Source organism: Bartonella massiliensis, assembly GCF_902150025.1.
GTDB lineage: Bacteria > Pseudomonadota > Alphaproteobacteria > Rhizobiales > Rhizobiaceae > Bartonella > Bartonella massiliensis.
Window position 1 is genome coordinate 18420 of record NZ_CABFVS010000018.1, and the last position, 13607, is coordinate 32026.

The following is a 13607-nucleotide window of genomic DNA, read 5'->3' on the forward strand; positions in this document are numbered from 1 at the left end:
CTTCAAGATCCGTTGTTTTAAAGATCCATTGTTAATGTCATTAAAAATGTGCCTGACTTCTTGTGCTTAACTGTGCTCCACAAAATATTGGAATAACTGGCATCAAGAGAAACCATACCCCCTGCAAGCTTGACACCCGCTGTCCAACCAGCAAGTTCTTCACTCTTAAAACCGTACAAAGGTTGTGCAAAAACACGACCATAATCCAAACCAACATAGGGGCGAAGTTCTCCAAAAACCTTTTTGAGCATCGCGTTGTTGCGCCACGGAATGGTGCGCAGCATCAAGTCATTACGGATAAAAAAGCCGTTATTGCCAAAAATTAAACTCTCACGCGTACCGCGAACATTGGAAGCGCCCCCCAAAGATATCTGCTCTGCTGCCAATAAATTATGCGGTGAATATTGACCACTTAAAAGATTGCTTAAGACAAAATTCCACCCACTAACCTCAAAGGGTGTCATGATATCGAGAGTTCCAGTAAATTTGGCAAATTGAGGCTCCGCATCCCCCGCTCCTGGAGCATGTTTTTTAACCGAATGAAAAAGCGGAAGTCCTTGCAAATAACTGATATCAAAGGTCCAAGTCCCCCCTAACATCTGACGAGAATGCGATATCCCAAAATTGGCAACGCTATATTGACGACTCCCCACTTCAATCTTATTGCCAAGAAGGTAGTTGTTGGTTCTTTTATAGGAAAGACCTAAATTCAAAGTCGTCAGAGAAACACTATCGCGGTGGAGAACCCTGCTTGTACTGGCGTGTAACTCACTGGAATCCCCCGTCGTTTCAATATCCGAAAAATTGCCCTTGATAATACTTTGATAATTATAAGCATAGCCATTTAAACCAAAAGTCCAATAACCATAGGGGATACTCACACTTGCTGAAATGTTATTGCTATATCCCTCTTGCTGGCTCCCGCCCCAATAATCTGTTTGACTACGTTGATAGCTAAAATCCCACGCATCATTGAGACCTAAAATATTTTCTAACTTTAAACCAGCACTATAACGGGCATAACCCGTTGAGGATTGTCCTAAATTATCATGGGAAACGGTGATCTTGAAAGCTTTATCCGGTTGATTATTAATATTGACAATGGTGCTCCCCTCTTCACGACCTGGTAGAAGCTCACTTTGAGCATGTGCTGAAAAAAGCCTGTTGATTTGATCTAGACCCTGCTCAATATCGCGCATGTTGAGAATATGCCCTTCCAAACCCGGAAAAGCACTCCACACAACATGATTATGCGGTAAAGCCGGTGAACCATTGTAATAAAACCCGGACAACTTGCCCTCAACAACAACAAATTTGAGCATCTTGCTGTTTTTGATATCTTGATCGGGGATATAAAAACGTGCCGTTACATAGCCTTTATCTAAATAAACCTTGGTTAACTGCTTGATTAAAAGCTGGATATCAGCAAGACCTATACATCTCCCAACATAAGGTTCTGTGACCGCTGCTATAGCGCCCTTTTTGATATGATAAACCCCATCAACAATAATATCATGAATTGGAAAGCAGTACCCACTGTCCCAAAGTGCTCCCTGCTTTCCTTCAGAAGGCGTTGTAATGCCTTTGGGCGTTAAGGCGCGTAGAATTCTCAATTCTTTCTAATCACTGCTTCTCAGATTGTTGGCGAGAAAAATTATCTGTTGGGGAATGAAAAATAGCCGATGACCGCGCATAAACAGGCATGCCACGAAACATGCTAAACAACACTAAAATGGCTAGAAAAAGCCTTAAAAAGCTCTCTTGGCGTAAAAAGATAAATAACACGATAGATTTCCCCCCGCTTTTGTCATTTATGAAGCATTATATCGCTTCATAACCCCTTGGGAATACCACTCAAAACACTCACTATTCTATGACGATTTCTAACAACAGAGCATATCTATGCATCCAAATAAAAACTGCGCCAAAATTCTGATTCTATTGCTGAAGACTTCTCCCCGCATACCTATATGGAAAATTCTTTAACCAAAACTGTTTGGCAAATCAATCTTTAATACCGCAATATCCCCATATATCTCCATAAATCATAGAGGGAAAACTCTTTCTCCTACTCCTATGCTATTATATATGTCTTACATAAATAGAATAGACTGTAGATCATGTTATTAAACAAATTTTTATTGTACAAATCATTATAGCAAACAATAAAAATCTCTTTTGAGAGCTTTTAAAAATAATCATTCTGATATTTTAAAAGCACATACTGCATCTGTCTTGATTAACACGTAAAATAAATAGCAAATTTCACTATTTTGCTGATTTAATCTCTTTCATAGGCTGTTGATAAGTATCCTTTTAAAAACTCTTTTGAAAAAATTATCGACTTTTTTAGCATTTTTCTGCATTTTTTTCTCAATTCGTTCAAAATGGATTTAATAAGCTTCATTTTGATTATTTTGAAAATAATTAATTTATAGAATATATCGCCTTGAGTCTATTCTTTATGCTTCACCATCATAAATTTGATAATGAACAAGTCATGCTACGCTTTCTCTTACAATCCTATCGTGATCAAACGATATCAGATGAAGATATGAAAACTGCTTTTGAAAAGTTTATTATAGCAATTGTTTATAAAAAGAAATCAAATGAATCACATATAACAGGATAAATTCTTAAGAGAGATCATATAAAGAAATTGCACACAACCTATTTATTTCATTGTATTTTTATCTATAATAAGTCATCATTTATTTTGACACGCTTATCTAGAAAAGCGGGCTCTCTTTTCAAGAGGTTCTAGTCTAAAATTTATTGCGCCCTTGCTCTCCTTCATAAAGTGATAAGTCGATATCATTGTTTTATTTTCTCGCCTCCAATATCACAAGAACTGGTATTGAATTCATCCTAATCATAAAAAAGCATTTTCTGATTTTAAAAAACTATTCATGATGTAATCAGCAAAAAAACTTGCACATTGCAAACAGAGTTACATATGAATATTTCTTATGAATCATCTCCTTGCAAAGTTCAGCTGCAATACCAATCTAGCAAAAAATGATAACGCTCACTGATATCTTTATGATGTAAAAGAATAATGAATAATAGGTTTTATTATTCATGAAGATTTCATGCACTTCAAAAATAACGCCATGAAATGAGCTCAAACATATTGAAAGATATTCTCCAAACACTTTATAAAACTCAAGAAAATTTTGTGCATTGATCCAATAAAATCCTACACACTCCTTTATACAGAAAAACACTTTCAAAACCCTATTTCTTATCGCTTCAAAGAAATTATAGCAGTAAAACTTCTTGTATAATGAATGCTACGAATAAAAAACATCTCATGCATTCAAAAATAAAAGACAGAAAGCACCCCATAAACAGAGCAGCAATAGAGTCTTTATAATACACACTAATAGTGCTATTTATCTCAATAGATATTACTTTTTTCAGATAAATGGGCAAAGCTTCATAAAAATTTCTCTTCCCACTTTATAGAAAGAAAAAATTACGATAATAACCGAAGAAAACGCTGCACAGTCTCATGCATTCCATACTCTAAAGCATCAGCAATAAGCCCGTGGCCAATAGAAACTTCATTAAGCCAAGGTATATTCTTGATCAGAGCAGGAAGATTCATAACCGTCAAATCATGCCCTGCATTCATACCTAAGTATAACTCTTTCGCTCTTTGTGCGGCTAAAACAAGTTTATTGAGCTCGTGATCTTGTTTTGTTTTATCCTGAAATGCACCGCCGTAAGGTCCTGTGTAAAATTCCACACGATCAGCCCCTATTGCTTTAGCAATATCAAGACCATCGCTCGTAGGATTAGCAAAAAGTGATACACGAATTTTTCGTGTTTTTAAACGCTGAATAATAGGGGCTAAAAATTCTGCATCTTGAGCAAAATTCCATCCATGATCAGACGTTGATTGATCTGGATCATCTGGGACAAGAGTAATCTGATCAGCATAGTTTTCAGCAATATCCAAAAATTGATCACTTGGATAACCTTCAATATTAAACTCCGCCGTAGGAAAATTGTTCTCTATTAAACCGTATATCTCTGGCAAATCGGCAAAACGAACATGTCTTTCATCGGGACGCGGATGAACCGTCAAACCTGCCGCTCCAGCAGCAAGCGCTATATGCCCAATATTCTTGATACTTGGCCACGGAAGATTACGTCGGTTGCGCAAAACAGCAACAGCATTAAGATTAACCGAAAGTTTTATCGCCATGCCTATTTCCATTTTTCTACAGTGTGTAACAAGATAGAAAAAAGGCATTTTCTATCTGAAACTTGGATAATATACATATTTTTTCTATCGAACAATCGTTAAGCGCTCTGCTGCGCGTGTAATTCCCGTATAAAGCCAGCGTGCATACATATCACGAAATGCAAAACTTTCATCAAACAAAACAACATTATTCCATTGAGAACCTTGAGCTTTATGAACCGTCAATGCATACCCATAATCAAAATCATCATATCGTTTCCTTAATGCCCACGAAATTTCCTGATCAGGTTTTTCAAATGCTGCTTTTAAAAGTTTAATCTTTATGACCCCACGCTCACTTTCTTCTGGTTTTACCAAAAGATTAATATTTGGTTTAACTGTCTCCTTTTGTGAAGTCATCACCTTCCATAAAGAACCATTTAACAAACCTTTAGGAGGATCATTTCGCAAACACACAAGCTTATCTCCCGCTTGCGGATACTCTGCTGTAAAGCCCTTTAACATACGCAAACGCTGGTTATAAAGGTGGCGTGTGCGATTAATCCCAACCAAGACTTGATCAGCATCCAAAACCAATAGTTGATTGACCTCTTTACGCGTCACGACACACGCTTCTCCATAATCACCATAAGCAATATCGCGTCCTTCACGTACGTCCATAGCAAGACGTATAATGGGATTATTCCGCGCTTGCCTATGAATTTCTGAAAGAAGAAAATCTGGTTTTCCATTGGAAAAAAATCCCCCACCGGATATAGGAGGCAATTGACCTGGATCACCAAGAACAAGAATTGGCGTCCCAAAACTCATTAAATCACGTGCTAATTGTTCATCGACCATCGAGCACTCATCAACAATAATGAGTTTAGCTTGTGCAGCAGCACTTCTTCGATTTAATGTAAATGTCGGAGCAATAGACTTTTTTCCCGTGATTTCATCTGAAACTTCCTCTTCTCCTCGCGGACAATAAATTAATGAATGAATTGTACAAGCATTGCTTGCACCTTTAGAACGCAAAACCTGCGCCGCCTTGCCTGTAAAAGCAGCAAACTGGACAGAGCCATCAACTGTCTCTGCAAAATAGCGCGCGAGCGTCGTCTTACCCGTTCCCGCATAGCCAAAAAGGCGGAAAAGAGGTGAACGCCCTTCCCTTAACCACGCGGCAACAGCCTTCAATGCATTATCCTGTTCCGGCGAAAACTGCATAATTTATCAAAATAAGATTCGCATAAAAAGAGCAAGCATTAAAAAGATGATCAATTATTGATCCATTGCTTTTTCAAAATATTGTAACAATCTAAATTTTATCTATACATTACTCTTCATAACTCCAATAAGTTATATCTCAACAAATAAAGAGGAGACATCACGCTTATATGAAGCACGCTTTATCTCGCATAAATATGTAGCTTTTTCTGTTTCAACCATAAAATCTGGTTCACAAATATGGCCTTCTTACTAGTCTATTATAAGAAAACTGGGATATGGTTTCATATCCAGCGTAGCACTTCAGATTCGTCCTCTAGAATATGAGAAAAGTGCAGTTCTCTATCGACTTGAGTCAAATTTTTTCTTTTTGTCGCAATGTGTTAAAGTTTATAAAAACAAACTGATTAATACTATTCTTATTGCTAAAAATAACAATTAAATCAATGGGATAATTTTCTAATAGGCTTGGCGTTATGTCAAAATATCAGCGATAAGATTGCTTTTTGATTGTTTTATAAATGAAATAATGAGCTCAAATAAATATTGATGAATGAAACGGAAGGGTTAAATTGAAAATATTAATTCCAGATGACTATCAAAAAGCCACTCTAACATTACAGTCTATGACAAAATTAATGAAATCGCATGAAGTGCTGGTTATCAATAATTTAGCGAAAGAATGTGATTTAGAAGATAAGCTCAAAGAGATAGATATTTTTATCTTAATCAGAGAGCGGACTATAGTTGATAGAAATCTTCTCCTGAAACTGCCAAATTTAAAATTAATCTGCCAAACAGGCCCTATAGGTCCCCATATTGATATAGAAGCTTGTAGAGACTTAGGAATTAAAATATTAGACGGTGGTGGAGATCCAACTTCTGCTGCTGAATTTGCGTGACTCTTAATGATGTCTGCGCGTAGAAAATTCTGTCAATCTGTGTCTGATATGAAAAAAGGACAGTGGCAAACAACATTTGGCAACCAAATGAAAGGGGCTACTCTTGGAATATTCGGGTTTGGGCGTATTGGTAAAATGGTTGCTCAATATGCTCAAGCTTTTGGCATGTCCATTTTGGTTTATGGAAGCGAGCGTTCAACGCAAGAAGCAAAAAATTTAGGCTATCATTTTACGCATTCAAAAGATAAATTTTTTACACGTCCTGACATTATATCTCTACATTTACGTTTAAGCGATACAACCAGAGAAATTATTCAATTCGATGACCTGTTGAGCATGAAACCTCATACTATTTTTGTCAACACAGCGCGTTCAGCTTTGGTTGAAAAAGGGGCGATAGAAAAAATACTAAGTTTGGAAAATTCAATTTACTTTGCACTGGATGTCTACGACAGCGAGCCAGTCTATGAGAGCAAATTCTTGCAATCAGATAGAATTCTTTGCACGCCGCATCTGGGCTATGTAACCGGAGACAGCTTTGAGAATTATTTTGAAAAAGCTTGCCAAAATATAGCATCTTTTATGAAGAGCGCTTAATGCCGGCTAGGCCAATATTTGTAAAATTTATCTTATATCGCTAGCGTATCAAATTTGCACGACACATCATAGCTTATTTCCTTAAATTAAGCATATTCTTTAAGCTTTCATATGAATACCAATCGTGTTGACAAATTTTTATGTCATTAGCATAAAATACCTCATTTATTGTTGTAATCATGATTTAAAAAGGCTATCGCTTTGGGATACCCTTTAATCGGAGGGGGGGTATAGTGAGCAATAATAAATTTATAGAAAAAGATTATTATAGATGAGTTGTATTACTTGTTGCCACTATCGCTCAAGCATCAGCCTGCTTCTTTGTTCAAGGGATTGGTCCTTTAGCTGAATTTTTTAAGAAGGATTTCTCGCTGAGTGACTCTCAGATAGGTTTACTGTCTTCAGCAGCGCAGTTCCTCCCTATTATTGGATTACTTGTAGCTGGCGAATTACTAGACAAGTTTAACGAGCGCTATATTGTTGGCGTTGGCGCGGTCGGTGTTTCTGTCGCTCTTTTGTTGGGAGCAATCGCCAATAACTATATTTCCCTTTTGATTTGTTTGCTCATTGTAGGGGGATTTTTATAGTTCTGCTCAACCTGGTGGCGCTAAATCTGTTTCTTCATGGTTTCCACAATCGCAGCGCGGATTTGCAATGGGAATAAGACAGGCGGGGCTGCCATTAGGTGGAGCATTAGCTGGGATAGTTCTTCCTGCGAGTGCGCTTGTCTATGGCATACAAGGTGCGTTTTTGGTCGGCGCCATCGTTTCTTTTCTAGGTGGATGTATATTTATTGTTTTTTATCACGCACCAGCAAAAGTTGTCGCTACCGTTCCCAAAAGCAAGGCAAGGGTTTCGTTCTATGCAACTGTAAAGTCTCGTCTTGCGATGTTAGCTGCACCGCATATGAAGAATATTATTTTTTCAGGCATTTCACTTTTAATCGTTCAATATGTTTTAACCATTTTTATAACGATTTATTTTTATAGAATCTATCACCTATCTCTAGATAAAAGTGTTTATTTGTTTTTCGTTTTACAAGCTTCTGGTACCTTAGGAAGAATTATTTTAGCAGCGTGGAGTGATCATTGTAGAAAAGAACGATTTTTTCCTGTCTTGTTTTGCATGATTGCAATCGTTTTTGGATTTTTAATATTAATTTTGGGCATGAGTGGATCCATAATTTATCTAACTCTTTTATCTGCTTGGTTAGTTTTTTTTGGAATCGGATGGTATGGCCCGTGGATTGCTTATATTGTAGACTCTTCGCCAAAAGAAAGCGTTGGCTTTTCTCTGGGTTTAGCCATGTCTGTAAATCAAATCGCAATTATTACGGCTCCACCATTATTTGGATTAATCCAAGACTTTACAGACACTTATTTACTAACATGGCTGATTTTAATTTTAATGACTGTTTTTTCGCTTTTCTTAATAAACAAGTAGGAAAATATAATTGGGGAGAAAATTATCATGATAAATGAAAATACTTTTGAGTTGAGTAATGTCGAAAGAGACAAATTTTGGGAGGCTTTAGACCATGTTATTTATGATCCATACGGTGGTGGTATTGAATATTCGGTTGAGCTAAAAAAATAGCATTTTCGCTGCTACCACATAGAATATTGACAATTCTTATGAAGCAAAAGGTGTCTATTACCCCTAGACCATATTTAATCTTTGAAAAGCTTCCAATTGATAGACAAATTAATACATCACCTAATCCTTATAATTTAGATGCGTCTTGTAAAAGTGGCTATATTAGCGAAAATTTAATCATGATGTTTTCTTTATTGATCGGAGAGCCTTATTCCATTAAGTTTGAAGGCGAACATATAGTCAATAACCTAGTTCCTTTAAAGGATAATAAAACAGATTATACAGGATTAGGATCTGAAGTTAAGTTAGATTTTCATATAGAAAATGCAGCACTAAAATTTATAACTGGTTTAAATTTATCTCCTAAAGGGATACTTTTATCGGGTGTTCGCAATGATGTTAATGGCCCGTTAACGAGAATATCTGATGCACATCTAGCTTTAAAACTTTTAAGTGAAGGGAATTTGAGTAGCTTAAGGGATAATTTATATAGAATTAATGTTCCCTATAGATGGAAAAATGGGGTAACCTCTACAACTAAAGTGCCGCACATTCAAGGGGACAGTGAATTCTTAAGTATCAGCGCTGTTTTTTATCCGGGTATGTTCGAGCCACAGTCAAAAAAAGCCAAGGAAGCTTTAGATCATTTTTATGAAGCCATTAAGGCTGTATCTTTTGGAATTGATGTACAACCAGGAAGATTATTATACATTGATAACAAAATGGCTCTACACTCTAGAGATAAATTTTGGGGATCATTTGATCGTTATGAAAATCCAATGCGATGGATTCAAAGAGTGTTTGTGTCTGCAGATTTATGGAATCATAGAGATGTAAAACAAATAAAAGAAAGAGTATTTGATTTTCACTGTTAATGTCCTGATAATGATATAATGTTGCGTATTATTCTGGTTTATATAGATTGACGATACATCTCATATATATAAATTTCTCTCGCTTAAATCAGATGAGATTATGACCTGATTATAAGCTATGATGGCCCATTGATTTTCTATAGCTGCATTTGATCTTTGTTATTTTAGTCCTTCCTTTCAAGCCACTAGGAGACTCTCCTATCAAACCCTTGAAAAAGCGATTTAGCGTAATTTCATAATGCAAAACCAAAACAGAGTGACAAACTTTTCTATTGTTTTCACAAGTATGACGATTTGCATGGTTGCACCCTTCAAGCACGATGGCTTTTTTCTTGTACGATGGAATCTGTTATACATGAGACAACATAAATTAATTTACAACAGATCATTCAATGTATTATCTAAAAAATGCAACGAAATAGCTCTTAATGTGAACATATGAACTAAAAAAACAAACATCGCGTACCAATAAATTCAAACATAATTGGACACACAACTTATAACATTTTTTAGATAAACAAATAATCATACACGCCATGTCTTTAAACAAAGAATGAAAAGTATAAAATGAGCTCTAAGGATAATAGGCACTCTCCACAAAGAAGAGACAGCGATGAAGCCTCCGAAAACTTCATCATCACCATCCTTCATTATTTAGTTAACATATTCATTTTATACAAGAATCTTTCCCTCAGCAGAAACAGCATTTGCAACAGCCTCCTCGCTTGCTTCATCGGGTAATAACATCTCATTATGAGCACATCCCGATGGGATCATAGGAAAACAGTTTTCTAAATGATAAACACGACAATCAAAAAGAACAGGCTTATCACAGTCAATCATCTGCTGAATTTTATCATCAAGTTCATCGGGCTTTGAGCAATAAATCCCCACCGCTCCATAAGCTTGTGCCAATTTCACAAAGTCAGGCATAGATTCCGTATAAGAATGAGAAAGACGATTACCATGCAGCAGCTGCTGCCACTGACGGACCATACCCATATATTGATTATTTAAAATAAAAATCTTCACAGGTGTATCATGCTGAATGGCTGTTGCAAGTTCTTGAATATTCATTTGAATGGAAGCATCACCAGAAATACACACAACAAGCGCATCAGGATAGGCTATTTGAACACCAATCGCTGCAGGAAGGCCATACCCCATCGTTCCAAGACCACCAGAAGTCATCCAATGTTTTGGTTCATCAAAGTGATAATACTGCGCTGCCCACATCTGATGCTGTCCGACATCCGTTGTAATATAAGCACGAGCATCTTTGGTCAGCGTATAAAGCCGTTCAAGAGCATATTGGGGCATAATGACATCTTTTTTTTCCATATAGGCTAATGAATTACGTGATCTCCAGCGATTAATTTGTGTCCACCATATTTTTCGACTTTCCTGATCAAACGTTGATGGATCCTTATGCAAATGCTGCGTGATTTCTGTCAAAATATCAGCTACATCGCCAATAAGTGGAACTTCTGCTTTGACAATTTTATTGATAGAAGAAGGATCAATATCAATATGAATAATACGCGCATGAGGTGCAAATGCATCAAGGCGCCCCGTGATACGATCATCAAACCGTGCCCCAACAGCCAACATGACATCACAATCATGCATAGCCATATTAGCTTCATAGGTCCCATGCATCCCCAGCATTCCCAGCCAATTTTTACCAGAAGCTGGATAAGCACCAAGTCCCATTAAAGTTGAAGTAATGGGAAAATCTCCCCATTGAACTAAATTACGCAACAGCTGGATAGCTTCCCCCCCCGATGAAATAACACCCCCACCCGAATAAATCACAGGGCGTTTTGCCTCAACTAAAAAAGCAACAGCTGATTTAATAGCCTCACGATTATTTTCTTTCAACGTTGGAAAAGAATGCAAAGATTCCTGAACTTTAGGTGCCCTATAAAATCCTGAAGCAAATTGAACATCTTTAGGAATATCAATCAAAACCGGTCCTGGACGTCCTGATTGAGCAAGAGAAAAAGCTTCATGAATAATGTCCGCAAGATCATTAACATTTTTAACCAACCAATTACGCTTGGTACAGGGCTTTGTAATCCCCACTGTATCAGCTTCTTGAAAAGCATTTGTCCCAATCACGGTGGTCGCTACCTGACCAGAAAAACAAACAAGAGGGATAGAATCCATAAAAGCATCTTGCAAAGGTGTCACAGCATTCGTTGCCCCTGGACCAGAAGTCACAAGCATCACACCAACCTTTCCAGTACTGCGTGCATAGCCTTCAGCAGCATGCCCCGCTGCTTGTTCATGGCGCACCAAAATATGCTGAAGTGCATCTTGGTGATAAAGAACGTCAAAAATAGGAAGAACAGCTCCACCAGGATAACCAAAAATATGTTTAACCCCTTGATCTATAAGAGCCTGAACCACTATTTCAGCCCCCGACATTACTTTTCCATCTGCACGCTCTTGCTGTCTTGGATCATTTCTCATTTTTCCCACTCACCTATTTAATAGGACAATAAAAAAGCCCCTAACGGAGCCTATAAAAAAGACTCTCAAGGAGCCCATTACACAACATATATTGTATGATCTCCCCCATTATTCCAACGTATAAAATATATAAAAAAAACCTTAAAGGAGAATTTCTAATTCCATTGAACCCATTCGTCAATAAAAATTAATATTTTTTAATTTTTTTCCTTTACGAATTCTCTTTTATCTTTTGCAAATTTCTTTGCATAGCTTCCAGCTCTTTTATAAGCTAGCTTTTTATCAAGAAGTAAGTCTCCATTCTTCATCAAATTGATGACGAAACCATGTTATTTGTCTTTTTGCATATCTTCTCGTTTGTGTTTTTACAGCTTCCAGAGCATTCTCAAAGCTTCTATGTCCATCCAAATAAGCCATAAATTCAGGTATACCAATCGCTTTCATCGCTGGTAAGGAAGGAGAAAGCATAAGTTTCTTCATGGCTACCACCTCTTCTAAAGCACCTCTTTCAATCATCGTGTCCAAACGTTTATGAATACGTTCATAAAGCTGTGGGCGGGGGGGCATGAGTAGAATTTTTTTGGCACAATTTGATGCAATAAGAGGCGTTGTTTTTTGTTTCTGCCACCAACTGAGCCTCGCACCGGTTGCATCATAAACCTCCAAAGCACGCACAATACGCTGTCCATCTTGCGACGAAATTTTTTCAGCAACAACAGCATCAATCTGTAACAACTGGCGATAAAGACTTGCAACACCCTCTTTATCAAGCAATAAACGCCATTTTTGTCGCACAGCATCTGGAACATGAGGGATTTGCGAAATCCCTTCTAAAAGAGCACGAAAATAAAGTCCTGTTCCACCAACAAAAATAACAGATCTCGACGTAAAAATAGCCAACAGCTTTTCAACATCACACAACCATTGCCCGACTGAATAATTCACCGTAGGACTCACATGACCATAAAGATAATGGGGAACAATCGCGGTATCAGCCTCTCTCGGCCGTGCCGTTAAAATATTTAAAACATCATACACCTGCATTGAATCGGTATTAATAATGAGAGCATTTTTTTCTTGAGCCATTTGCAATGCAAGCGCTGATTTTCCACTTGCCGTTGGCCCCGCTATTAATGTAATTGTTCTCTGTACCATGAAGATTAATCTCTCCTGATCAGCAACTCATTGCAACATCTATGACTGCCCCCAAAGCCCCTGTATTTTCTCTTTATTATCATAAAGTAAAAACTTTAAACAAAAACACGAACAAGGCTGCTCCTTCAAGATAAAAAAATCTTTATGAAAATTATAAAAAAGAAAAAACGGATTTAGTAACAACATCAAAGCAATTTTCCAAAAAATTTTGCTATCATACTTCAATAACAAACCATAGCCATAAATATTCTGTCCATTATGCCATTTAACATAGATTGGGAATGATCATTTATGAATAATAATATTGAGCTTAACCTATACAATCAAACAACTTTAGATTTTTCCTATAAAAATAGCATACTGCTCTTAGCTTATTAATTAAGAGCCTCAGAACCTTTCTTGCTTACACTTTCTTTTTTATCACTATTTTTAATCCATAAAAAAGATATAAATATATAGATAAATTATTGATTACAATGATATTTTTCTATAAAATTCTTTTTCAGACTGAAGTAAAAAAGCGTCTTCGACAGCACACAAAGTATAATCACAAAGCGCTGAACGTCTTACTGGATAAAACATTATGTA

General features: G+C 36.8%; 9 protein-coding genes and 2 pseudogenes. 6 read left to right on the forward strand and 5 right to left on the reverse strand.

Features of this window, described 5'->3' with window-relative positions; all coding sequences use genetic code 11:
• Positions 1 to 17 precede the first annotated feature (17 nt).
• The 3 genes and pseudogenes from FNZ60_RS04525 to FNZ60_RS04535 form a co-directional block, all read right to left on the reverse strand.
• Positions 18 to 1785, reverse strand: a pseudogene (locus FNZ60_RS04525) (ShlB/FhaC/HecB family hemolysin secretion/activation protein).
• Between the two features lie 1693 nt (positions 1786 to 3478).
• On the reverse strand, positions 3479 to 4213 hold the full coding sequence (locus tag FNZ60_RS04530; RefSeq protein ID WP_142416494.1) for a pyridoxine 5'-phosphate synthase: 735 nt from the start codon (positions 4211 to 4213) through the stop codon (positions 3479 to 3481).
• Between the two features lie 84 nt (positions 4214 to 4297).
• A complete protein-coding gene (locus FNZ60_RS04535; protein WP_142416495.1) occupies positions 4298 to 5419 on the reverse strand; it encodes an ATP-dependent DNA helicase in 1122 nt (373 codons plus the stop codon).
• 572 nt (positions 5420 to 5991) lie between these two features.
• On the opposite strand from FNZ60_RS04535, the gene FNZ60_RS10100 reads away from it, so the two are divergent.
• The 6 genes and pseudogenes from FNZ60_RS10100 (at position 5992) to FNZ60_RS04550 (ending at position 9389) form a co-directional block, all read left to right on the forward strand.
• Positions 5992 to 6321: a Rossmann-fold NAD(P)-binding domain-containing protein gene (locus tag FNZ60_RS10100; protein ID WP_246054711.1), complete on the forward strand. Its 330-nt coding sequence runs from the start codon at positions 5992 to 5994 to the stop codon at positions 6319 to 6321.
• A 9-nt stretch (positions 6322 to 6330) separates the two neighbouring features.
• A complete protein-coding gene (locus FNZ60_RS10105) occupies positions 6331 to 6918 on the forward strand; it encodes an NAD(P)-dependent oxidoreductase (RefSeq protein ID WP_281280243.1) in 588 nt (195 codons plus the stop codon).
• Between the two features lie 332 nt (positions 6919 to 7250).
• Positions 7251 to 7505: an MFS transporter gene (locus FNZ60_RS10435; RefSeq protein WP_281280244.1), complete on the forward strand. Its 255-nt coding sequence runs from the start codon at positions 7251 to 7253 to the stop codon at positions 7503 to 7505.
• Positions 7506 to 7557: 52 nt separating this feature from the next.
• Positions 7558 to 8361 (forward strand): annotated as a pseudogene (locus tag FNZ60_RS04545) (MFS transporter); the annotation flags it as partial.
• Between the two features lie 27 nt (positions 8362 to 8388).
• The gene (locus FNZ60_RS10440; protein WP_281280242.1) at positions 8389 to 8514 is read left to right on the forward strand and encodes a hypothetical protein; all 126 of its coding nucleotides are present in this window, start codon (positions 8389 to 8391) and stop codon (positions 8512 to 8514) included.
• Positions 8515 to 8564: 50 nt separating this feature from the next.
• On the forward strand, positions 8565 to 9389 hold the full coding sequence (locus FNZ60_RS04550) for a TauD/TfdA family dioxygenase (RefSeq protein WP_246054712.1): 825 nt from the start codon (positions 8565 to 8567) through the stop codon (positions 9387 to 9389).
• Positions 9390 to 10061: 672 nt separating this feature from the next.
• Here the strand turns inward: FNZ60_RS04550 and FNZ60_RS04555 are convergent.
• Positions 10062 to 11864 (reverse strand): acetolactate synthase 3 large subunit, encoded by a 1803-nt coding sequence (locus FNZ60_RS04555; RefSeq protein ID WP_142416497.1) that lies wholly within the window; start codon positions 11862 to 11864, stop codon positions 10062 to 10064.
• Positions 11865 to 12146: 282 nt separating this feature from the next.
• Complete coding sequence (gene miaA, locus FNZ60_RS04560; protein ID WP_142416498.1) at positions 12147 to 13019, reverse strand: tRNA (adenosine(37)-N6)-dimethylallyltransferase MiaA; 873 nt, start codon at positions 13017 to 13019, stop codon at positions 12147 to 12149.
• Positions 13020 to 13607: the final 588 nt, after the last annotated feature.

What these genes read in the sequence shown, in the direction of transcription:
- FNZ60_RS10440 (WP_281280242.1), top strand. Translation starts at nt 8,389, where the DNA reads ATGATAAATGAAAATACTTTTGAGTTGAGTAATGTCGAAAGAGACAAA.
- FNZ60_RS04555 (WP_142416497.1), bottom strand. Translation starts at nt 11,864, where the DNA reads ATGAGAAATGATCCAAGACAGCAAGAGCGTGCAGATGGAAAAGTAATG.
- miaA (WP_142416498.1), bottom strand. Translation starts at nt 13,019, where the DNA reads ATGGTACAGAGAACAATTACATTAATAGCGGGGCCAACGGCAAGTGGA.
- FNZ60_RS04535 (WP_142416495.1), bottom strand. Translation starts at nt 5,419, where the DNA reads ATGCAGTTTTCGCCGGAACAGGATAATGCATTGAAGGCTGTTGCCGCG.
- FNZ60_RS10105 (WP_281280243.1), top strand. Translation starts at nt 6,331, where the DNA reads ATGTCTGCGCGTAGAAAATTCTGTCAATCTGTGTCTGATATGAAAAAA.
- FNZ60_RS04530 (WP_142416494.1), bottom strand. Translation starts at nt 4,213, where the DNA reads ATGGCGATAAAACTTTCGGTTAATCTTAATGCTGTTGCTGTTTTGCGC.